At 57.3% G+C, this 17278-nt stretch carries 15 protein-coding genes; 6 read left to right on the top strand and 9 right to left on the bottom strand.

Translation table 11 applies throughout. The features are described from left to right. Positions 1–131: 131 nt before the first annotated feature. From AC4PS7_RS23145 to mnmG, 4 genes are read right to left on the bottom strand one after another with little or no spacing between them, the layout of a single operon-like run. The gene (locus AC4PS7_RS23145) at positions 132–1004 is read right to left on the bottom strand and encodes a ParB/RepB/Spo0J family partition protein (RefSeq protein ID WP_010207694.1); all 873 of its coding nucleotides are present in this window, start codon (positions 1002–1004) and stop codon (positions 132–134) included. A 9-nt stretch (positions 1005–1013) separates the two neighbouring features. After that, positions 1014–1811 (bottom strand): ParA family protein, encoded by a 798-nt coding sequence (locus AC4PS7_RS23140; RefSeq protein WP_010207696.1) that lies wholly within the window; start codon positions 1809–1811, stop codon positions 1014–1016. An 18-nt stretch (positions 1812–1829) separates the two neighbouring features. Next, complete coding sequence (gene rsmG, locus AC4PS7_RS23135; RefSeq protein WP_038454092.1) at positions 1830–2474, bottom strand: 16S rRNA (guanine(527)-N(7))-methyltransferase RsmG; 645 nt, start codon at positions 2472–2474, stop codon at positions 1830–1832. Beyond that, positions 2471–4363: a tRNA uridine-5-carboxymethylaminomethyl(34) synthesis enzyme MnmG gene (gene mnmG, locus AC4PS7_RS23130; protein ID WP_010207706.1), complete on the bottom strand. Its 1893-nt coding sequence runs from the start codon at positions 4361–4363 to the stop codon at positions 2471–2473. The genes rsmG and mnmG overlap by 4 nt, the downstream gene beginning before the upstream one ends. A 566-nt stretch (positions 4364–4929) precedes the next feature. Here mnmG and AC4PS7_RS23125 point away from each other — a divergent pair. The 3 genes from AC4PS7_RS23125 to AC4PS7_RS23115 all read left to right on the top strand — a co-directional run bounded on the left by AC4PS7_RS23125 (position 4930) and on the right by AC4PS7_RS23115 (position 8910). After that, a complete protein-coding gene (locus AC4PS7_RS23125) occupies positions 4930–5436 on the top strand; it encodes a sigma-70 family RNA polymerase sigma factor (protein WP_029529036.1) in 507 nt (168 codons plus the stop codon). Beyond that, on the top strand, positions 5436–6380 hold the full coding sequence (locus AC4PS7_RS23120; protein ID WP_010207708.1) for a FecR domain-containing protein: 945 nt from the start codon (positions 5436–5438) through the stop codon (positions 6378–6380). The genes AC4PS7_RS23125 and AC4PS7_RS23120 overlap by 1 nt, the downstream gene beginning before the upstream one ends. A gap of 91 nt (positions 6381–6471) precedes the next feature. Further along, positions 6472–8910 carry a TonB-dependent siderophore receptor gene (locus AC4PS7_RS23115; RefSeq protein ID WP_236266759.1) on the top strand — a complete coding sequence of 813 codons (2439 nt, stop codon included), beginning with the start codon at positions 6472–6474 and terminating at the stop codon, positions 8908–8910. Positions 8911–8980: 70 nt separating this feature from the next. On the opposite strand, the gene mnmE is transcribed toward AC4PS7_RS23115, so the two are convergent. From mnmE to rpmH, 5 genes are all read right to left on the bottom strand, one after another. Continuing rightward, positions 8981–10351, bottom strand: coding sequence for a tRNA uridine-5-carboxymethylaminomethyl(34) synthesis GTPase MnmE (gene mnmE, locus AC4PS7_RS23110; RefSeq protein WP_042571104.1), 1371 nt, complete (start codon positions 10349–10351; stop codon positions 8981–8983). A gap of 79 nt (positions 10352–10430) precedes the next feature. Further along, a complete protein-coding gene (gene yidC / locus AC4PS7_RS23105) occupies positions 10431–12113 on the bottom strand; it encodes a membrane protein insertase YidC (RefSeq protein WP_154973715.1) in 1683 nt (560 codons plus the stop codon). A gap of 2 nt (positions 12114–12115) precedes the next feature. Further along, positions 12116–12361 carry a membrane protein insertion efficiency factor YidD gene (yidD, locus tag AC4PS7_RS23100; protein WP_010207715.1) on the bottom strand — a complete coding sequence of 82 codons (246 nt, stop codon included), beginning with the start codon at positions 12359–12361 and terminating at the stop codon, positions 12116–12118. Continuing rightward, a complete protein-coding gene (rnpA, locus tag AC4PS7_RS23095; protein WP_029529038.1) occupies positions 12354–12758 on the bottom strand; it encodes a ribonuclease P protein component in 405 nt (134 codons plus the stop codon). Before rnpA ends, yidD begins: the two co-directional genes overlap by 8 nt. A 16-nt stretch (positions 12759–12774) precedes the next feature. Next, a complete protein-coding gene (gene rpmH, locus AC4PS7_RS23090) occupies positions 12775–12909 on the bottom strand; it encodes a 50S ribosomal protein L34 (RefSeq protein ID WP_003213577.1) in 135 nt (44 codons plus the stop codon). Between the two features lie 585 nt (positions 12910–13494). Between rpmH and dnaA the strand changes: the two genes are divergently transcribed. The 3 genes from dnaA to recF are packed head-to-tail and all read left to right on the top strand — an operon-like array spanning position 13495 to position 17278. After that, entirely contained in the window at positions 13495–15012 is a 1518-nt protein-coding gene (gene dnaA / locus AC4PS7_RS23085; protein WP_010207718.1) for a chromosomal replication initiator protein DnaA, read from the top strand. A 38-nt stretch (positions 15013–15050) separates the two neighbouring features. After that, the gene (gene dnaN / locus AC4PS7_RS23080) at positions 15051–16154 is read left to right on the top strand and encodes a DNA polymerase III subunit beta (protein WP_010207719.1); all 1104 of its coding nucleotides are present in this window, start codon (positions 15051–15053) and stop codon (positions 16152–16154) included. Between the two features lie 20 nt (positions 16155–16174). After that, complete coding sequence (gene recF / locus AC4PS7_RS23075) at positions 16175–17278, top strand: DNA replication/repair protein RecF (protein WP_021491432.1); 1104 nt, start codon at positions 16175–16177, stop codon at positions 17276–17278.

Raw genomic sequence — 17278 nt, 5'->3', positions numbered from 1 at the left:
GATATCAATAACTTGGCATAATTTGTGCCGACAAAATGCGCGCAGAGTATAGGGGCGGTTCTGCCCCTATTCAACTGTCGGGTAGTGATTTCCGATCACGCGCTACATGAGCAAATGTTTCAGTGAATGTTTCAACGGATGTGGGCAAGGACGCCTTGAAGCTCGTCGAGGGAGTTATATCCGATGACCAATTGCCCTTTGCCTTTCTTACCGTGGCGAATTTGCACCGCAGAGCCCAGGCGCTCGGCCAGGCGCTGCTCGAGACGAGCGATATCCGGATCAGGTTTAACCGTTTCGACCGGTGCAGGTTTACCGCTGAGCCACTGGCGAACCAGCGCCTCGGTCTGGCGAACGGTGAGCCCTCGTGCGACAACGTGTCGCGCCCCTTCAACCTGTTGATTTTCCGGTAAACCGAGCAAAGCACGGGCGTGACCCATCTCCAGGTCGCCGTGGGACAACATGGTCTTGATGACTTCCGGCAACGCGATCAGGCGCAACAAGTTGGACACGGTCACGCGGGATTTACCCACCGCCTCGGCCACTTGTTGCTGGGTCAGCTGGAACTCTTGCTGCAAACGCTGCAGAGCGATCGCTTCTTCGATCGGGTTGAGGTCTTCGCGCTGGATGTTCTCGATCAGCGCCATGGCGATGGCGGTTTCATCCGGCACATCGCGCACCATCGCCGGAATGGTTTCCTTGCCAGCCTGCTGGCTCGCACGCCAGCGGCGCTCGCCGGCGATGATTTCAAAGCGGCCGCCACCAATCGGGCGCACCACGATCGGCTGCATCACACCCTGGGCCTTGATCGAATTGGCCAGTTCTTCCAGTGCCTGGGGGTCCATGTCGCGGCGCGGCTGATATTTGCCGCGCTGGATCAGGTCCAACGGCAGGTGTTGCAGCTCGCGCTCGTCGGCCTGCACCGCTTGTTCTTCAAGCGATGTGACGGTCGGACCACTCAACAGTGCATCCAGTCCACGTCCGAGACCTCGTTTCTTGACGGCCATGGGGATTCCTTAAGTTGGCTGGGCTGCAGCGGTGCGTGAGTTGCGGCGTTGGCGACGAACCATCTCGCCGGCCAGCGCCAGGTAGGCAATGGCGCCACGGGATTGCTTGTCGTAGGCCAGGGCCGGCATGCCGTAGCTCGGGGCTTCGGCCAAACGGATGTTGCGCGGGATCACCGTGTCGTACAACTGATCACCGAAGTGTTCCTTGAGCTGCGCCGACACATCGTTCATCAGGCTCAGGCGTGGGTCGAACATGGTCCGCAACAGGCCTTCGATCTGCAAGTTCGGGTTGAGCAACTCGGCGATGCGTTTGATGTTATCCACAAGGTCGCTCAGACCTTCCAGCGCGTAGTACTCGCACTGCATGGGGATAATCACACCATCGGCGGCCACCAACGCGTTCAAGGTCAGCATCGACAGTGACGGCGGGCAGTCGATCAAAATGTAGTCGTAATTCTCACGGATTGGCGCCAAGGCGCTGCGCAGACGGCTTTCTTTCATCTGCATTTCCAGCAGCACCACTTCCGCCGCGGTCAAATCGCGGTTGGCCGGCAGCAGTTGATAACCACCGTGTTCGGAATAGTGCATGGCCTGGGCCAGGTCGCACTCGCCAATCAGCAAGTCGTAGACCGAGTTTTCCAGGCCGTGTTTATCCACACCGCTACCCATGGTGGCGTTGCCCTGTGGATCGAGATCGATCAACAGCACCCGGCGCTTGGTCGCGACCAGGGATGCTGCGAGGTTGATGCAGGTGGTGGTTTTGCCCACGCCACCTTTCTGGTTCGCTATCGCGAATACCTTAGCCATTCTTGCTTGTGTTCCCAATCATGCCGTGCGGCGCAGTATCAGCAGATGGCGTTGGCCTTGGCAACCGGGTACAGCCAAGGCGTGTTCGCTATCGAGGTGGAAGTCTGCCGGCAATGCTAACAGCTCATCGCTTGGATGGACGCCCTTCATTGCCAGCCAGCGGGTGTCGCGGTCGCCAAGATGGCGAGTCCAGTTGCTGAAGTTCTCCATGCTGCTGAATGCCCTGGAAACAATTCCGGTGAAAGGCTGTTCAGGCGTGAAGGCTTCGACACGACTGTGGATAACCTGCAGGTTATCCAGCTTGAGTTCGAGTTTGACCTGGGTCAGGAAGCGGGTTTTCTTGCCGTTGCTGTCCAGGCAGGTCACTTGGGAGCCGGGAAACAGGATGGCCAACGGAATGCCAGGCATGCCGCCGCCACTGCCAACGTCCAACCAACGGCCGTTTTCGATGAATGGCATCACGCTCAAGCTGTCGAGCAAGTGACGGGACACCATTTCGTCGGGATCACGCACCGCTGTCAGGTTGTAAGCCTTGTTCCATTTGATCAACAGGGCCAGATAGCCCAGCAGCAATTCATGCTGGGCCGGGGTCAGGTCGACGCCCAACTGGCGTGCACCTGTGGATAACTCTTCGGCGTGTTGCGAGGTGACCAACGAACTCAAGCGCTTTGCTCCAACTGACGGCCCGCGCCGCGTTTTTTCAAATGAATCATCAGTAGCGATATCGCCGCCGGGGTGACGCCTGGGATACGTGAAGCCTGCCCCAGGGTTTCCGGCCGAGTTATCCCCAGCTTGCTTTGGATTTCTTTCGACAGCCCGGAAATCCCGGTGTAATCGATGTCCGCAGGCAGCTTGGTGTCTTCACTGGCGCGCAGGCGAGCGATCTCGTCCTGTTGGCGGTCAATGTAACCGGCGTATTTGGTCTTGATTTCGACCTGCTCGGCGACCTGTGGATCTTCTGCGCCCTGGCCGGTCACTTCGACCAGACCAGCGTAGTCGATTTCCGGACGTGACAGCAGGTTGAGCAAGTTGTACTCGTGGGTCAGCGGCGTGCCGAATTTTTCAGCGATCGCATCGCCTTGTTCAGTCCCCGGGCGAACCCAGGTGCTTTTCAGGCGCTGCTCTTCCAATGCAATGCTTTCACGTTTTTTGCAGAAGGCTTCCCAACGCACATCATCGACCAGCCCAAGTTCACGACCTTTTTCGGTCAGGCGCAGGTCGGCGTTGTCTTCGCGCAGGATCAAACGGTATTCCGCCCGGGAAGTGAACATCCGGTACGGTTCCTGGGTGCCCAGGGTAATCAGGTCATCGACCAATACACCGATGTACGCTTCGTCGCGACGCGGGCACCAGCTGTCTTTGCCTTGCGCACGCAGCGCAGCGTTGGTTCCGGCCAGCAAACCTTGGGCGCCGGCTTCTTCGTAACCGGTGGTGCCGTTGATTTGCCCGGCGAAGAACAGACCGCCAATGACTTTGGTTTCCAGGCTGTACTTCAGGTCGCGGGGGTCGAAGTAGTCGTATTCGATGGCGTAGCCCGGACGCACGATGTGCGCGTTTTCCATGCCGCGGATCGACTGCACGATCTGGATCTGCACGTCGAACGGCAAGGACGTGGATATTCCGTTCGGGTACAGCTCGTGAGTGGTCAAGCCTTCGGGCTCGATGAAGACCTGGTGGCTTTCCTTGTCGGCAAAGCGGTGGATCTTGTCTTCGATCGACGGGCAATAACGCGGGCCGATGCCTTCGATTACCCCGGAATACATCGGCGAACGGTCGAGGTTCGCGGCAATGATCTCGTGGGTGCGGGCATTGGTGTGGGTAATCCAGCAACTCACCTGTTTCGGGTGCTGCGCTTTGGACCCCATGAACGACATGACCGGGATCGGCGTATCGCCGGCCTGTTCGGTCATCACCGAGAAATCCACGGAACGCCCATCGATTCGCGGCGGGGTCCCGGTTTTCAGGCGGCCGACACGCAGTGGCAATTCACGCAGGCGTTTTGCCAGGGCAATCGACGGCGGGTCACCGGCGCGACCGCCGGAATAGTTCTGCATACCAATGTGGATAAGTCCGCCGAGGAACGTACCGGTGGTCAACACCACGGATTCTGCGAAGAACCGCAGGCCCATTTGGGTGACAACACCGCGTACCTGGTCTTGTTCGACGATCAGGTCGTCCGCTGCTTGTTGAAATATCCACAGGTTCGGCTGGTTTTCCAGGGTTTCGCGCACGGCAGCCTTGTACAGGATGCGGTCTGCTTGAGCACGGGTAGCACGTACGGCCGGGCCTTTGCGACTGTTGAGCACACGAAATTGAATACCACCCTTATCGGTAGCCATGGCCATCACGCCGCCAAGGGCATCGATTTCCTTGACCAGGTGACTTTTGCCGATCCCACCGATGGCAGGGTTGCAACTCATTGCTCCGAGGGTTTCCACGTTGTGCGTCAACAACAGGGTTTTTACGCCCATGCGTGCTGACGCCAGTGCTGCCTCGGTACCGGCATGACCGCCGCCGATGACGATCACTTCAAAACGGGAAGGGAAATCCACCACGCACCTCGTGCCTGCTTATGTAGGTAATCAGGAATTGTCTGTTGAAAGAGTTTTAGAGCTTTGGCGGCAAGTATAGGGACTTAGCCCTTCCTAAAGAACCCTTTGCACAAAATTTAACCAGCTGTGGATGAATCACAGACAATAGAAATTAAAAGAGAGAAATTTATTAAATCTTTGTTTTTATGTTTATTTATACTGAGCAACCTTTCTGTGGATAGATCTCTACAGGCCCCTATTTACTTAGTGTACAGAGATTCAAAAGTCTGTGGTCATGTGCCAATGAGGCCCTTGGATAAGTGCTTTAAGCCTGTGGATTAAAGCGATGGTTATCCACAGAGGGGTTTTTACTCAGGTTTCAGGGCCTGTTATCAACTGGGCACAGAGGCGGTTATTCACAGGGCTTAATCCACATAAATCGCCACACCCCTGGGTATTTCGTCCACGACGAAGCCATCCGAAACCTCCCACCCGGTAGTAAGCACAGCCAAAAAAGAGATCTATTGTGAGAAAACAGCGGGGCAGTTAATAATAGCGATTATCATTAACCTACTTTGTCATGCCCTATGTCCCCTTCTTCACACACGGCTGCGGTCCAGAACATCTACGAGCAGCACCATTCCTGGTTGCATGGGTGGCTCAAAGGCAAGTTGCATAACGCCTGCGATGCGGCCGATGTGGCGCACGATACGTTCGTGCGTATCTTGGGTGGGCGACATGCAGCGCAGATCCTTGAACCACGTGACTACCTGGCGACCATCGCCAGGGGCCTGGTGATTGATCGTTACCGTCGGCATGCCATCGAGCAGGCCTACAAGCAAACCTTGGCCGAACGGCCTGACGCCACGGCCATCAGTGAAGAAGACAAAGCCATCATCATCGAGACACTGGTGGCCGTTGATAAAGCCTTGGCCGGGCTCGGCGAGCGAGCTCGGCGGATCTTCATGCTGTCGCAGGTCGAGGGCCTGACTTATCAACAGATCGCGGATGAACTGCAGGTGTCATTGACCACGGTGAAGAAGCACATGATCCGTGCATTGACTGAATGCTCACTGATCATGGCCAGCCTGTAATGGCGAACCCCGATCGCAAGACCTTTGAGGCCGCTGCCACTTGGTATGTACAGTTTCAATCCCAAGTGCCTACCGCTGCCGAACGCCTGGCCTGGCAACAATGGCTCAACGGCGATCCGTCCCATCAGGCCGCGTGGAACCAGATGGAACAACTGCAGCGCAGCCTTGGCGCACTGCCGCAGGACTTCACCCGCCGCGCATTGTCGACCACCCAGCAACGTCGCCAGGTACTGAAGTGGATGCTGGTGCTCGGCGGTACTGGGTATCTCGGTTGGAATCTCCAGCAGCACACGCCCCTGGGCAATGTGTGGGCTGACTACCGTACGTCTGTGGGGGAACGCCGGCGCATCGAACTGGCCGATGGCACGCGGATTGATCTTAATACCCGCACAGCGATTGACGTGGTGTTCGACGGGCGCCAGCGATTGGTGCGCCTGCGCGAAGGTGAAGTACTTATCCACACTGGGAAATTGGGTGGGCAGACACCGTTTTATGTCGAGACCCGCCAAGGCCGAGTCCAAGCGTTGGGCACCACGTTCACTGTGCGCCAGTTGCCAGACGCCACGCGCGTCGGCGTCCTGGAGGATCGGGTGAGCGTGTCGCCAGGGGACCAACCTAACCACGCACGACTGCTTGGGGCCGGGGAAAGCGCTGACTTTGATCGCCAAAACGTGGGGCTGGACCGTGTGTATAGCGGGTCACAGGCGGCCTGGGTTGATGGCCAACTGATCGTCTTGGACGCTCGCCTCGGAGATGTGATCGAAGACCTCGCCCGCTACCGTCCGGGTGTCCTGCAATGCGACTTGGCTTCGGCACGTCTACGTGTTTCCGGGACCTTCCGCCTGGATTCTACCGACGCAGTACTGGCCAACCTGCAGGCAACCCTGCCGATCCAGGTGAAGTACTTCACTCGTTATTGGGTTTCGGTGAAACGAATCGGTTGATCGCAAAAAAAATCGCACAAGGGGTTATCTTTTTTTTACCTGGAACGGCCCTACAGGTAATCACGACGCCACCTTCAGGGCTTATCCACCTATGCGCCTTCCTCCCAAGCTCCGCCAGCGACTTTCCTACCACGGTATGACCTGCAGCCTCCTGCTCGGCACGGCAGCCACCGCTGGGGTTGTGCTCTCTACTGATGCCATGGCCGCCAGCGCGGTGCAGCATTACATCATTGCCGCGGGTCCCCTGGACAATGCCTTGAGCCAGTTTGCCGCCAGGGCGAATGTGATCTTGTCGTTCTCGCCCCAGCAAACCGCGCGTTTGAACACGACTGGGCTGGAAGGTGACTATTCGGTGGAGCAAGGCTTTGCCCTGTTGTTGCAGAACACGGGGTTGCAAGCCGTCACCCAGGCGCCTGGCAGTTATGTCCTGCAGGCTATTCCCGCAGGGCAACTCACGCTCGCGCCTACCACCGTCAGCACTTATCAACAGGCGGGTTTCAATCAAGAGATTGCCGGGGATGTGGGCTACAAGGCGCAAAATAGCCGTATTGGTACCAAGACCAGCACACCTCTGTCGGAAACACCGCGTTCGGTATCGGTCGTGACCGGCCAGCGCATCAAGGACCAGAAGTCGCAGACCCTGACCGAAGTATTGGGTTACGTGCCAGGTATCTTCGCGCCACCTTTTGCTGCCGGCGATGGTCTGGCGGGTGATTTATTCTTCATTCGCGGTTTCAATGCCACGGATTACGGCTACGGTCTGCTGCGAGATGGCCTGCGCGTACAAGGCAATCGGTACGACACCACCAGTGAGCCCTATGGCCTGGAACGGGTCGAAATCTTCCGTGGCCCCTCTTCCCTGCTCTACGGCGAAAACGCGCCCGGTGGTTTGGTGAATCTGGTGAGCAAACACCCTACTGCGACGCCGCAAGGTGAAGTGCAGCTGGGTTATGGCTCGAATAATCGCCGTCAATTGGGTGTGGATATCTCGGGGCCGCTCAACGACAGCGACAACATTCTTGGTCGCGTTGTAATGCTCGGGCGTAAGTCCGACACGCAGACTGACCATGTGCCCGATGATCGCCTGTATATCGCCCCCTCACTGACCCTGAATTTCGACGATTACAACACCCTCACGCTGTTGGCCAATTACCAGAAGGACCACACCAACCTCGAACTTGGCCTACCGGCCGCTGGCACCTTGCTTACAAATCCCAATGGCAAGCTGTCCAAGCACACCATGCTCGGCGATCCGGATTGGAATACGTTCGAACGTGAAGCCTGGAGCACCGGCTACGAATTCAGCCATAGCTTCAACGATGATTGGCAGTTCCGTCAGAACTCGCGCTATATGCAGTCGCGCATCAACCGCCATGAGACCTGGCCCAGCACGCTGAACAACCGCGGTTTCGGTACTCAACTGAACATGACCGCCTACGACCGCTATAACAAGTCGATGGTCTATTCCCTGGATAACCAGTTGGAAGGCAAATTCCAGGTCGGTGCCCTGGAAAATACAGTGCTGTTCGGTGCCAGTTACGACCGCACCTCTTTCAACCAGGATTGGGACGCAGGCTTCGCCGGCACCATCAATGTGTATAACCCCGTGTACCTGCGCGATCCGCTTACCCCAGTGGCCGTGCAAAACACCTTGCTCGAACAGCAAATGAAGGGCGTTTATGCACAGGTCCAAAGCAAGTATGACCATTGGTTGTTCCTGCTGGGTGGCCGTCAGGATTGGGTCGACAGCGATTTCCGCGACAAGGTCAACAAAGCCAGCAACACCCGCTCGGAAGACCGCAAGTTCACTTACCAAGGCGGGGTGATGTACCAGTTCGACAATGGCCTCACGCCGTATGTCAGCTACTCCACCGCATTCGTGCCTGTGCAGCAGATCTCCAACGCGGGTTCACCGTTAAAGCCGATTACCAGCAGCCAGTACGAAGTGGGTGTGAAATACGAACCGATCGGCTGGGATACGGCGATGACCCTGTCGGTGTATGACTTGCGCAAGGAAGACGACACCTACCTGGACGCCACCACCAACAGCTACCGCCAGGTGGGCGAGAGCCGCGCCAAAGGTGCGGAAGTCGAGGTGAACAGCAACATCACACCCAACCTGAATGTGACAGCGGCCTACACCTACACTGACGCTCGGATTACCAAGGACTCGGCGACATCGCTGGTCGAGGGCCGCCAAATGACGGGGGTTCCACGCAACCAGGCCTCAGTGTGGGGCAAATACCGTTTCCTCGACGGTCAGCTCAAAGGCTTGTCCCTGGGCGGCGGCGTGCGGTATTTCGACAGCACGTTCTCCTACACGGCACCAACGCTTTACGGGAAGCTGGACGCAGGAAGCGTCACCCTGGTGGACGCAGCCGTTGGTTATCAGATCGACAAACACTGGTCTGTGGACGTGAACGCCAAGAACCTGTTCGACAAGGAATATGTATCTGGTTGCAACGATGCGGGCCGCTGCTATTGGGGCGACAGCCGTACGCTGCTTGGGACGGTTTCGTACAACTGGTGATGGATAACGGCCTGAAGAATCCAGATGTTCTTCAGGCCGCCAGTGCCCACAGAGACTGTGGATAACTTGGCTATTTGCCGATGCAAAAGCTGGAAAAGATCCGCCCTAACAAATCATCGGAGCTGAACGCACCGGTGATTTCGCCCAACAGCTGCTGTGCCTGACGCAGATCCTCAGCCAGCAGCTCCCCTGCCCCCGCCAGCGTCAGCTGGGCCCGGCCGTGCTCCAACGCCGCGCTCGCATGGCGCAACGCCTCCAGGTGCCTGCGGCGCGCGCTGAAGCTGCTTTCCGAGGTTTGCTCGTAGCCCATGCAGGCCTTGAGGTGCTCGCGCAGCAATTCCAGGCCTTCTCCCGCCGCCTTGGCGCTGAGGCTGATGGTGACATGGCCATCCGCGCTGGTTTCCATCGCAATGGCTTCGCCCGTCAGGTCGGCTTTGTTGCGAATCAAGGTGACTTTCGCCGGGTCCGGACGTTGCTCGAGGAATTCCGGCCACAATGCAAAAGGATCCATCGCTTCGGGCGCCGTGGCATCGACCACCAGCAGCACCCTGTCCGCTTCGCCGATGGCTTTGAGCGCGCGTTCCACCCCGATCTTTTCCACCTGGTCTTCGGTATCGCGCAAGCCGGCGGTATCGACCACGTGCAGTGGCATGCCGTCGATGTGGATATGTTCACGCAGGATATCCCGAGTGGTGCCGGCAATCTCGGTAACGATAGCGGCTTCACGCCCCGCCAGCGCATTGAGCAAGCTGGATTTGCCGGCGTTAGGTCGCCCAGCGATCACCACCGTCATGCCGTCACGTAGCAGTGCGCCCTGCCCAGCTTCGCGCAGCACTGTGGATAACTCTTCGCGCACTTTATCCAGCATGGCCAACACGTGGCCATCGGCGAGAAAGTCAATTTCCTCCTCCGGGAAATCAATCGCTGCCTCGACGTAGATGCGCAGGCTGATCAACTGCTCGGTCAAGTTATGCACACGCAGGGAAAAAGCGCCCTGCAGCGAGCGCAGTGCATTGCGTGCCGCCTGTGCCGAACTGGCTTCGATCAAATCAGCGATGGCTTCGGCCTGGGCCAGGTCGAGTTTGTCGTTCAGGAAGGCGCGCTCACTGAATTCCCCTGGACGCGCCAAGCGGCAGCCCAATTGCAGGCAGCGCTGCAACAACATATCCAGTACAACCGGGCCGCCGTGCCCCTGTAATTCCAGGACATCTTCGCCTGTGAATGAGTTCGGCCCCGGGAAATAGATAGCCAGGCCTTCATCCAGCACACTGTCGTCAGCATCCAGGAACTGGCCGTAATGGGCGTAGCGCGGCTTCAGCTCACGGCCACTGATGGCCTTGGCTGCCACACTCGCAAGCGGTCCAGAGATACGAACGATACCGACACCGCCGCGACCCTGAGCGGTAGCGACAGCAGCGATGGTTTCACGGGGAGCGCTCATCAGCAGGTTCCAGAATTAAAGTGACGGAAAGCAAAACGCCCCACTATGGGGCGTCTTGAGTGGTTATCCACAGAGTAAATTACGCAGAGGCTTTCGCGGTAGCCGCTTCGATTTTACGTGTGATGTACCACTGTTGAGAGATCGACAACACGTTGTTGACCACCCAGTACAGCACCAGACCAGCAGGGAACCACAGGAAGAAGAAGGTGAAGATGATTGGCATCATTTTCATTACCTTGGCCTGCATCGGATCCGGCGGAGTCGGGTTCAGACGCTGCTGGATAAACATGGTCGCGCCCATGATGATCGGCAGGATAAAGAACGGGTCTTTGATCGACAGGTCAGTTATCCACAGCATGAACGGTGCCTGACGCATTTCCACGCTTTCCAGCAGTACCCAGTACAGCGACAGGAATACCGGCATCTGCACCAGAATCGGCAAGCATCCACCCAGCGGGTTGATCTTCTCTTTCTTGTACAGCTCCATCATGGCCTGCGACATTTTCTGCCGGTCGTCGCCATGTTGTTCTTTCAGCGCCGCCAGTTTCGGAGCCACGGCACGCATGCGCGCCATCGACTTGTAGCTGGCTGCCGACAGAGGGAAGAAGATCCCCTTGATCAGCATGGTGAGGAAGATGATCGAGAAGCCCCAGTTACCCACAATGCTGTGGATATGTTGCAGCAACCAGAAAATCGGCTGAGCAATGAACCACAGGAAGCCGTAATCCACAGTCAGTTCCAGACCTGGGGACAACTCTTTCAGTACGGCCTGGCTTTTCGGACCGGCGTACAGAGTGGCACTGGTTTCAGCCTTGGCACCTGGCGCGACGGTCAACGCCGGGCCAGTAAAACCAATGATGTAGTTACCTTGGCTGTCCTTGCGGGTTTGAACCAGGTTGGCTTCACCTTTGCTCGGGATCCAGGCAGTCACGAAGTAGTGTTGCAGCCAAGCTACCCAACCACCTTGGACAGTTTCTTTCAGCGAGCCCTTGTCGATATCTTTCATCGACACTTTTTTGTACGGCTCGCTACTTGTCCACAGGGCGGCGCCCAGGTAAGTCGCGGTGCCGGTGGCAGTGCTGGAAGAAGGATCGGAGCTGGCATCACGCTTGAGCTGGGCAAACAGGTTGCCGCTCCATGGCTTGTCGCTTTCGTTGTCGATCAGGTAAGTGACCTTCAAGTCGTACAGACCACGGGTAAAGCTGAAGCGCTTGATGTAGTTGACGCCGTCGAGGCTGAATTTCAGGTCGACGTTCAACTGGTTCTGGCCATCAGACAGTTGATAAGTCTTCTGTTCGGTCGAATAAACCGGACGACCGGTAGCACGAGCATCCGGACCGTTGGTGCCGGTCAGGCCGCTTTGCGCCAGATAAGTACGTTCACCACCGTTATCGAACAGTTGGAACGGAACATCCGGATGGTCTTGGCGACGTGGATACAGCGGCAGTTTCAACTGCGCGATATCACCACCTTGTGGGTCGATAGCCAGGTCGAGCACATCCGTTTTGACGTGGATGAGGTCTTTATTGGTGACCACTGGCGTCTCTAAAGGGGCGCTTGTCTCGCCATTCGCGCTGGGAACATCGGCACTCGCGGACGCATTGTTACCCAGCGGGGTGTCCGGAATAGCCGGCGCAGCCTGATTGGTAGCAACATTCTGAGTCGGCAGGGCAGCTTGGCCGTAGTCCTGGTTCCACTTAAGAACCATGACGTAGGACACGATTGCCAGGGCGACGATCAGGATCGTGCGTTTAATATCCATGATTACTCGGCCATCGAAGAAGAACGGGAGGTAGGGATAGGCGGAACCGGGTCATAACCACCGGGATTCCACGGATGACAGCGACCTAAACGACGAAAGGTCAGCCAGCCACCGCGCAGAAGACCATGATTTTCTATGGCCTCTAACGCGTAGCAGGAACAACTGGGGTAGAAACGACAGTGGCTGGCCATCAGAGGACTAATGGCATAGCGATAAAACTGGATCGGAACGAGGGCCAGTTTACGCATCAGTGCTGTCTACCCCTACAGTTTCGGCGTTGGCCGCTGGAGCTGGTTTGTTGGTACGCGCCAGACGTTTCCAGAGCTTGCCGAAATGCTGAATCAATTCGGGGTTTTCTACATCACCCAAGCCTTTGCGCGCGACGATAACAATATCCCAACCAACCAGAGTGTCCTGGTGGAGGCGAAACGATTCGCGCATCAGACGCTTGAGGCGATTGCGCTCAACGGAGAGCTTTACGCTCTTCTTGCCGATCACCAACCCGAGACGGGGGTGATCAAGATCGTTGTTACGCGCAAGGAGCAGGAGATTTTTCCCCGGAACCTTGCCGGTGGGGGAGTCAAAGACTGCCTTGAAATGCCGGGGGGTTAGCAGACGCTTTTCCCGACTGAAGTCCTGACTCACCACCAGTACCGGATTATCAAACTGCCAGACGCGCACGACCTTTGGCGCGGCGACGCGACAGGACAGCACGGCCGTTCTTGGTGGCCATGCGAGCACGGAAGCCGTGGGTACGGGCGCGTTTGATGGTGCTTGGTTGGAAAGTACGTTTCATGGCGTTGTTACCTGGTTCGTCCACAACGGGCCGGAATGGCCCCCGTTTTAAGAGACCGGCGATTCTAGAGAAAGCAAGCCTCTAGGTCAATTTCCAACCAGCTTTTCCTTTAATTAGATATCTACCGGTCATTTACCTTTTTCTGTCCGCTTGGCTTTCCCAGCGCGTGGCATAGATATAAAAATAAAGAAGGAAGTTATTTAAAGCTTTTCTGTAAAGCTTATAAAAGCTAGGCAGGCAATCATCTGTGGATAACTGCATTGAGGCCTTGTTCCACCTGATGTACAGAGAATGACAACACGGGGGAGAAACGGTGCTCTGCCTGTGCTGCGCTGTCGGATAAGCTGTGTGTGGAATGGCGAGTTATCCACAGGCCAGTTACCCACAGACTTTTGACCCCACTTGTACAACGACCTCAAGGGCGCTTATCCACAGAGCTTATGCACAGACCATTGGTCGCCTTTATTGCTGTTAAGACGTTGATTTTGGCTGGCCTGTGATCAACCTACATGTGGATAAGTGGGCGGCTCGCCGCTACAATGGCGGCTGTTTTTGCCTCACCGGCTTTCAACTTAGGGGATATCCGTGTCAGTGGAACTTTGGCAGCAGTGCGTGGAGCTTTTGCGCGAAGAGCTGCCTGCCCAGCAATTCAACACCTGGATCCGTCCGCTACAGGTCGAAGCCGAAGGCGACGAGTTGCGTGTCTACGCGCCCAATCGGTTTGTTCTTGACTGGGTCAACGAGAAGTACCTGAGCCGCGTTCTCGAATTGCTCGATGAACATGGCAACGGCCTCGCGCCCGTGCTCTCCTTATTAATAGGCAGCAAACGTAGCTCGGCGCCTCGTGCTGCGCCGAATGCGCCTCTGGCGGCGGCTGCGTCGCAAGCCCAGGCGGCAGCGGCACCGGCTGTCAGTGCGCCGTCTCCTGCTCCTGCGCCCTCCAAGTCGTCTGCGCAAAAAAATGCACCAGAGAATGAAGAGCCGTCCCGCGACAGCTTTGATCCGATGGCAGGCGCGGCCTCCCAGCAAGCTCCGGTGCGCGCCGAACAGCGCACCGTGCAGGTCGAAGGCGCGCTCAAGCACACCAGCTACCTGAACCGCACCTTTACCTTTGAGAACTTCGTCGAAGGTAAATCCAACCAGCTGGCCCGTGCTGCCGCCTGGCAGGTAGCCGATAACCCCAAGCATGGTTACAACCCACTCTTCCTTTATGGTGGCGTTGGCTTGGGTAAGACCCACTTGATGCACGCTGTGGGTAACCACCTATTAAAGAAGAATCCGAATGCCAAGGTCGTGTACCTGCATTCGGAGCGCTTCGTGGCTGACATGGTCAAGGCGTTGCAGCTCAACGCAATCAACGAGTTCAAGCGGTTCTACCGCTCGGTTGATGCGTTGCTGATCGACGACATTCAATTTTTTGCCCGCAAAGAGCGCTCCCAGGAAGAGTTCTTCCACACCTTCAACGCCCTGCTCGAAGGTGGCCAGCAGGTCATCTTGACCAGTGACCGTTATCCAAAAGAAATCGAAGGCCTGGAAGAACGCTTGAAATCGCGCTTCGGCTGGGGCTTGACCGTTGCGGTAGAGCCGCCGGAGCTGGAAACCCGCGTCGCGATCCTGATGAAAAAAGCCGACCAGGCCAAGGTCGACCTGCCCCACGATGCGGCGTTCTTCATCGCTCAACGCATTCGCTCCAACGTGCGTGAGCTGGAAGGTGCACTCAAGCGGGTCATCGCTCACTCTCACTTCATGGGCCGCGATATCACCATCGAGCTGATTCGCGAATCCCTGAAGGACTTGCTGGCACTGCAGGACAAACTGGTGAGTGTGGATAACATCCAGCGCACCGTGGCCGAGTACTACAAGATCAAGATTTCCGACCTGCTGTCCAAGCGCCGCTCGCGCTCGGTGGCACGCCCCCGTCAGGTGGCCATGGCCCTCTCCAAGGAGTTGACCAACCACAGCCTGCCGGAAATCGGTGATGTGTTTGGCGGACGCGACCACACCACGGTCTTGCACGCGTGCCGCAAGATCAATGAACTTAAGGAATCCGACGCGGATATTCGCGAGGACTACAAGAACCTGCTGCGTACACTGACAACGTGATGACACCAGCGCAGCTTATTAAGGCAAGGGACTAGACCATGCATTTCACCATTCAACGCGAAGCCCTGTTGAAACCCCTGCAACTGGTCGCAGGCGTCGTCGAGCGCCGACAGACCTTGCCGGTGCTTTCCAACGTATTGCTGGTAGTCGAAGGCCAGCAATTGTCCTTGACCGGTACTGACCTGGAAGTCGAGCTGGTGGGTCGTGTGCAGCTGGAAGAGCCCGCCGAACCGGGCGAGATCACCGTACCCGCGCGCAAGCTGATGGACATCTGCAAAAGCCTGCCTAACGACGCGCTGATCGACATCAAGGTTGATGAGGCGAAGTTGGTGGTCAAGGCGGGTCGCAGCCGCTTCACCCTGTCCACCCTGCCGGCCAATGATTTCCCGACAGTGGAAGAAGGCCCAGGCTCGCTGACCTGCAGCCTGGAGCAGAGCAAGCTGCGTCGTTTGATCGAGCGCACAAGCTTCGCCATGGCTCAGCAAGACGTGCGTTACTACCTCAACGGCATGCTGCTGGAAGTCTCGGAAGGCATCATTCGCGCCGTGGCAACCGACGGTCACCGTCTGGCTATGTGCTCTATGCGCGCCGATATCGGTCAGCCGGACCGTCACCAGGTGATCGTGCCGCGCAAAGGTATTCTTGAGCTGGCGCGCCTGCTTACCGAGCCGGAAGGCAACGTCAGCATTGTGTTGGGTCAACACCACATTCGTGCGACCACCGGCGAGTTCACCTTCACCTCCAAGCTGGTTGATGGCAAGTTCCCGGATTACGAGCGTGTGCTGCCCAAAGGTGGCGACAAGTTGGTGCTGGGGGATCGTCAAGCGCTGCGTGAAGCGTTCAGCCGTACCGCGATTCTGTCCAACGAGAAGTACCGGGGTATCCGTCTGCAACTGGCCAACGGTCAGCTGAAAATCCAGGCGAACAACCCGGAGCAGGAAGAAGCGGAAGAAGAAGTGGGCGTCGACTACAACGGCGGTTCCCTGGAAATCGGCTTCAACGTGAGCTACCTGCTGGACGTACTGGGTGTGATGACCACCGAACAGGTTCGCCTGATTCTGTCGGACTCCAACAGCAGCGCGCTGGTACAGGAATCCGACAATGACGACTCGGCGTATGTTGTCATGCCGATGCGCCTGTAATCATGCTCAGCAGAAGCTAGATGTCCCTCAGTCGCGTCTCGGTCACCGCGGTGCGCAATCTGCACCCGGTGACCTTCTCCCCCTCTCCCCGCATCAATATCCTCCACGGCGCCAACGGCAGTGGCAAAACCAGCGTGCTGGAAGCCATTCACCTGCTGGGGCTTGCTCGTTCCTTCCGCAGCGCTCGCTTGTTACCGGTTATCCAGTACGAGCAGTTGGCGTGCACAGTGTTTGGCCAAGTCGAACTCGCTGAAGGTGGGCATAGCAGCCTGGGGATATCCCGTGATCGCGGCGGAGAGTTCCAGATTCGCATTGACGGGCAAAACGCGCGCAGTGCTGCGCAGCTGGCAGAGATCCTGCCGCTGCAATTGATCAACCCCGACAGTTTCCGCCTATTGGAAGGCGCGCCAAAAATCCGCAGGCAGTTCCTCGATTGGGGAGTGTTCCACGTGGAACCGCGTTTCATGGCCACTTGGCAGCGCCTGCAGAAGGCCCTGCGGCAGCGGAACTCATGGCTGCGGCATGGTACACTTGACGCCGCTTCGCAAGCGGCCTGGGACCGGGAACTGTGCCTGGCCAGCGACGAAATAGATGAATACCGCCGTGCTTATATCAAAGCCTTGAAACCAGTCTTTGAGCAGACCTTGAGTGAGTTGCTGGAACTCGAAGGGCTGACGCTGAGTTACTACCGTGGCTGGGACAAAGAACGTGAGCTGAGTGCAGTGCTCGCGACGTCCTTGCAGCGGGATCAGCAAATTGGCCATACCCAGGCCGGACCCCAACGGGCTGATTTGCGTCTTAGACTAGGCGCTCACAATGCCGCGGATATTTTGTCCCGTGGTCAGCAGAAGTTGGTGGTGTGTGCATTGCGCATCGCCCAGGGCCATCTGGTTAGCCAGGCCCGGCGCGGTCAGTGTATTTATCTGGTGGATGACTTGCCGTCGGAGCTCGATGAGCAACACCGCCGCGCGTTATGCCGCTTGTTGGAAGAATTACGCTGCCAGGTGTTTATCACCTGTGTAGACCACGAATTATTGAGGGAAGGCTGGCAGACGGAAACGCCAGTCGCTTTGTTCCACGTGGAACAAGGCCGTATCACCCAGACCCACGACCATCGGGAGTGA

It is taken from the genome of Pseudomonas sp. DW-iso3, assembly GCF_058725305.1.
The sequence above is the reverse complement of the archived record's forward strand: the minus strand, read 5'-3'. Positions and strand labels throughout refer to the sequence as shown.

Bases quoted from the DNA above. Each gene is read 5' to 3' on its own strand.
- AC4PS7_RS23125 (WP_029529036.1), top strand. From the start codon at position 4,930: ATGTCCCCTTCTTCACACACGGCTGCGGTCCAGAACATCTACGAGCAG.
- AC4PS7_RS23145 (WP_010207694.1), bottom strand. From the start codon at position 1,004: ATGGCCGTCAAGAAACGAGGTCTCGGACGTGGACTGGATGCACTGTTG.
- rpmH (WP_003213577.1), bottom strand. From the start codon at position 12,909: ATGAAACGTACTTTCCAACCAAGCACCATCAAACGCGCCCGTACCCAC.
- mnmE (WP_042571104.1), bottom strand. From the start codon at position 10,351: ATGAGCGCTCCCCGTGAAACCATCGCTGCTGTCGCTACCGCTCAGGGT.
- AC4PS7_RS23115 (WP_236266759.1), top strand. From the start codon at position 6,472: ATGCGCCTTCCTCCCAAGCTCCGCCAGCGACTTTCCTACCACGGTATG.
- recF (WP_021491432.1), top strand. From the start codon at position 16,175: ATGTCCCTCAGTCGCGTCTCGGTCACCGCGGTGCGCAATCTGCACCCG.
- AC4PS7_RS23120 (WP_010207708.1), top strand. From the start codon at position 5,436: ATGGCGAACCCCGATCGCAAGACCTTTGAGGCCGCTGCCACTTGGTAT.
- yidD (WP_010207715.1), bottom strand. From the start codon at position 12,361: ATGCGTAAACTGGCCCTCGTTCCGATCCAGTTTTATCGCTATGCCATT.
- AC4PS7_RS23140 (WP_010207696.1), bottom strand. From the start codon at position 1,811: ATGGCTAAGGTATTCGCGATAGCGAACCAGAAAGGTGGCGTGGGCAAA.
- yidC (WP_154973715.1), bottom strand. From the start codon at position 12,113: ATGGATATTAAACGCACGATCCTGATCGTCGCCCTGGCAATCGTGTCC.
- dnaN (WP_010207719.1), top strand. From the start codon at position 15,051: ATGCATTTCACCATTCAACGCGAAGCCCTGTTGAAACCCCTGCAACTG.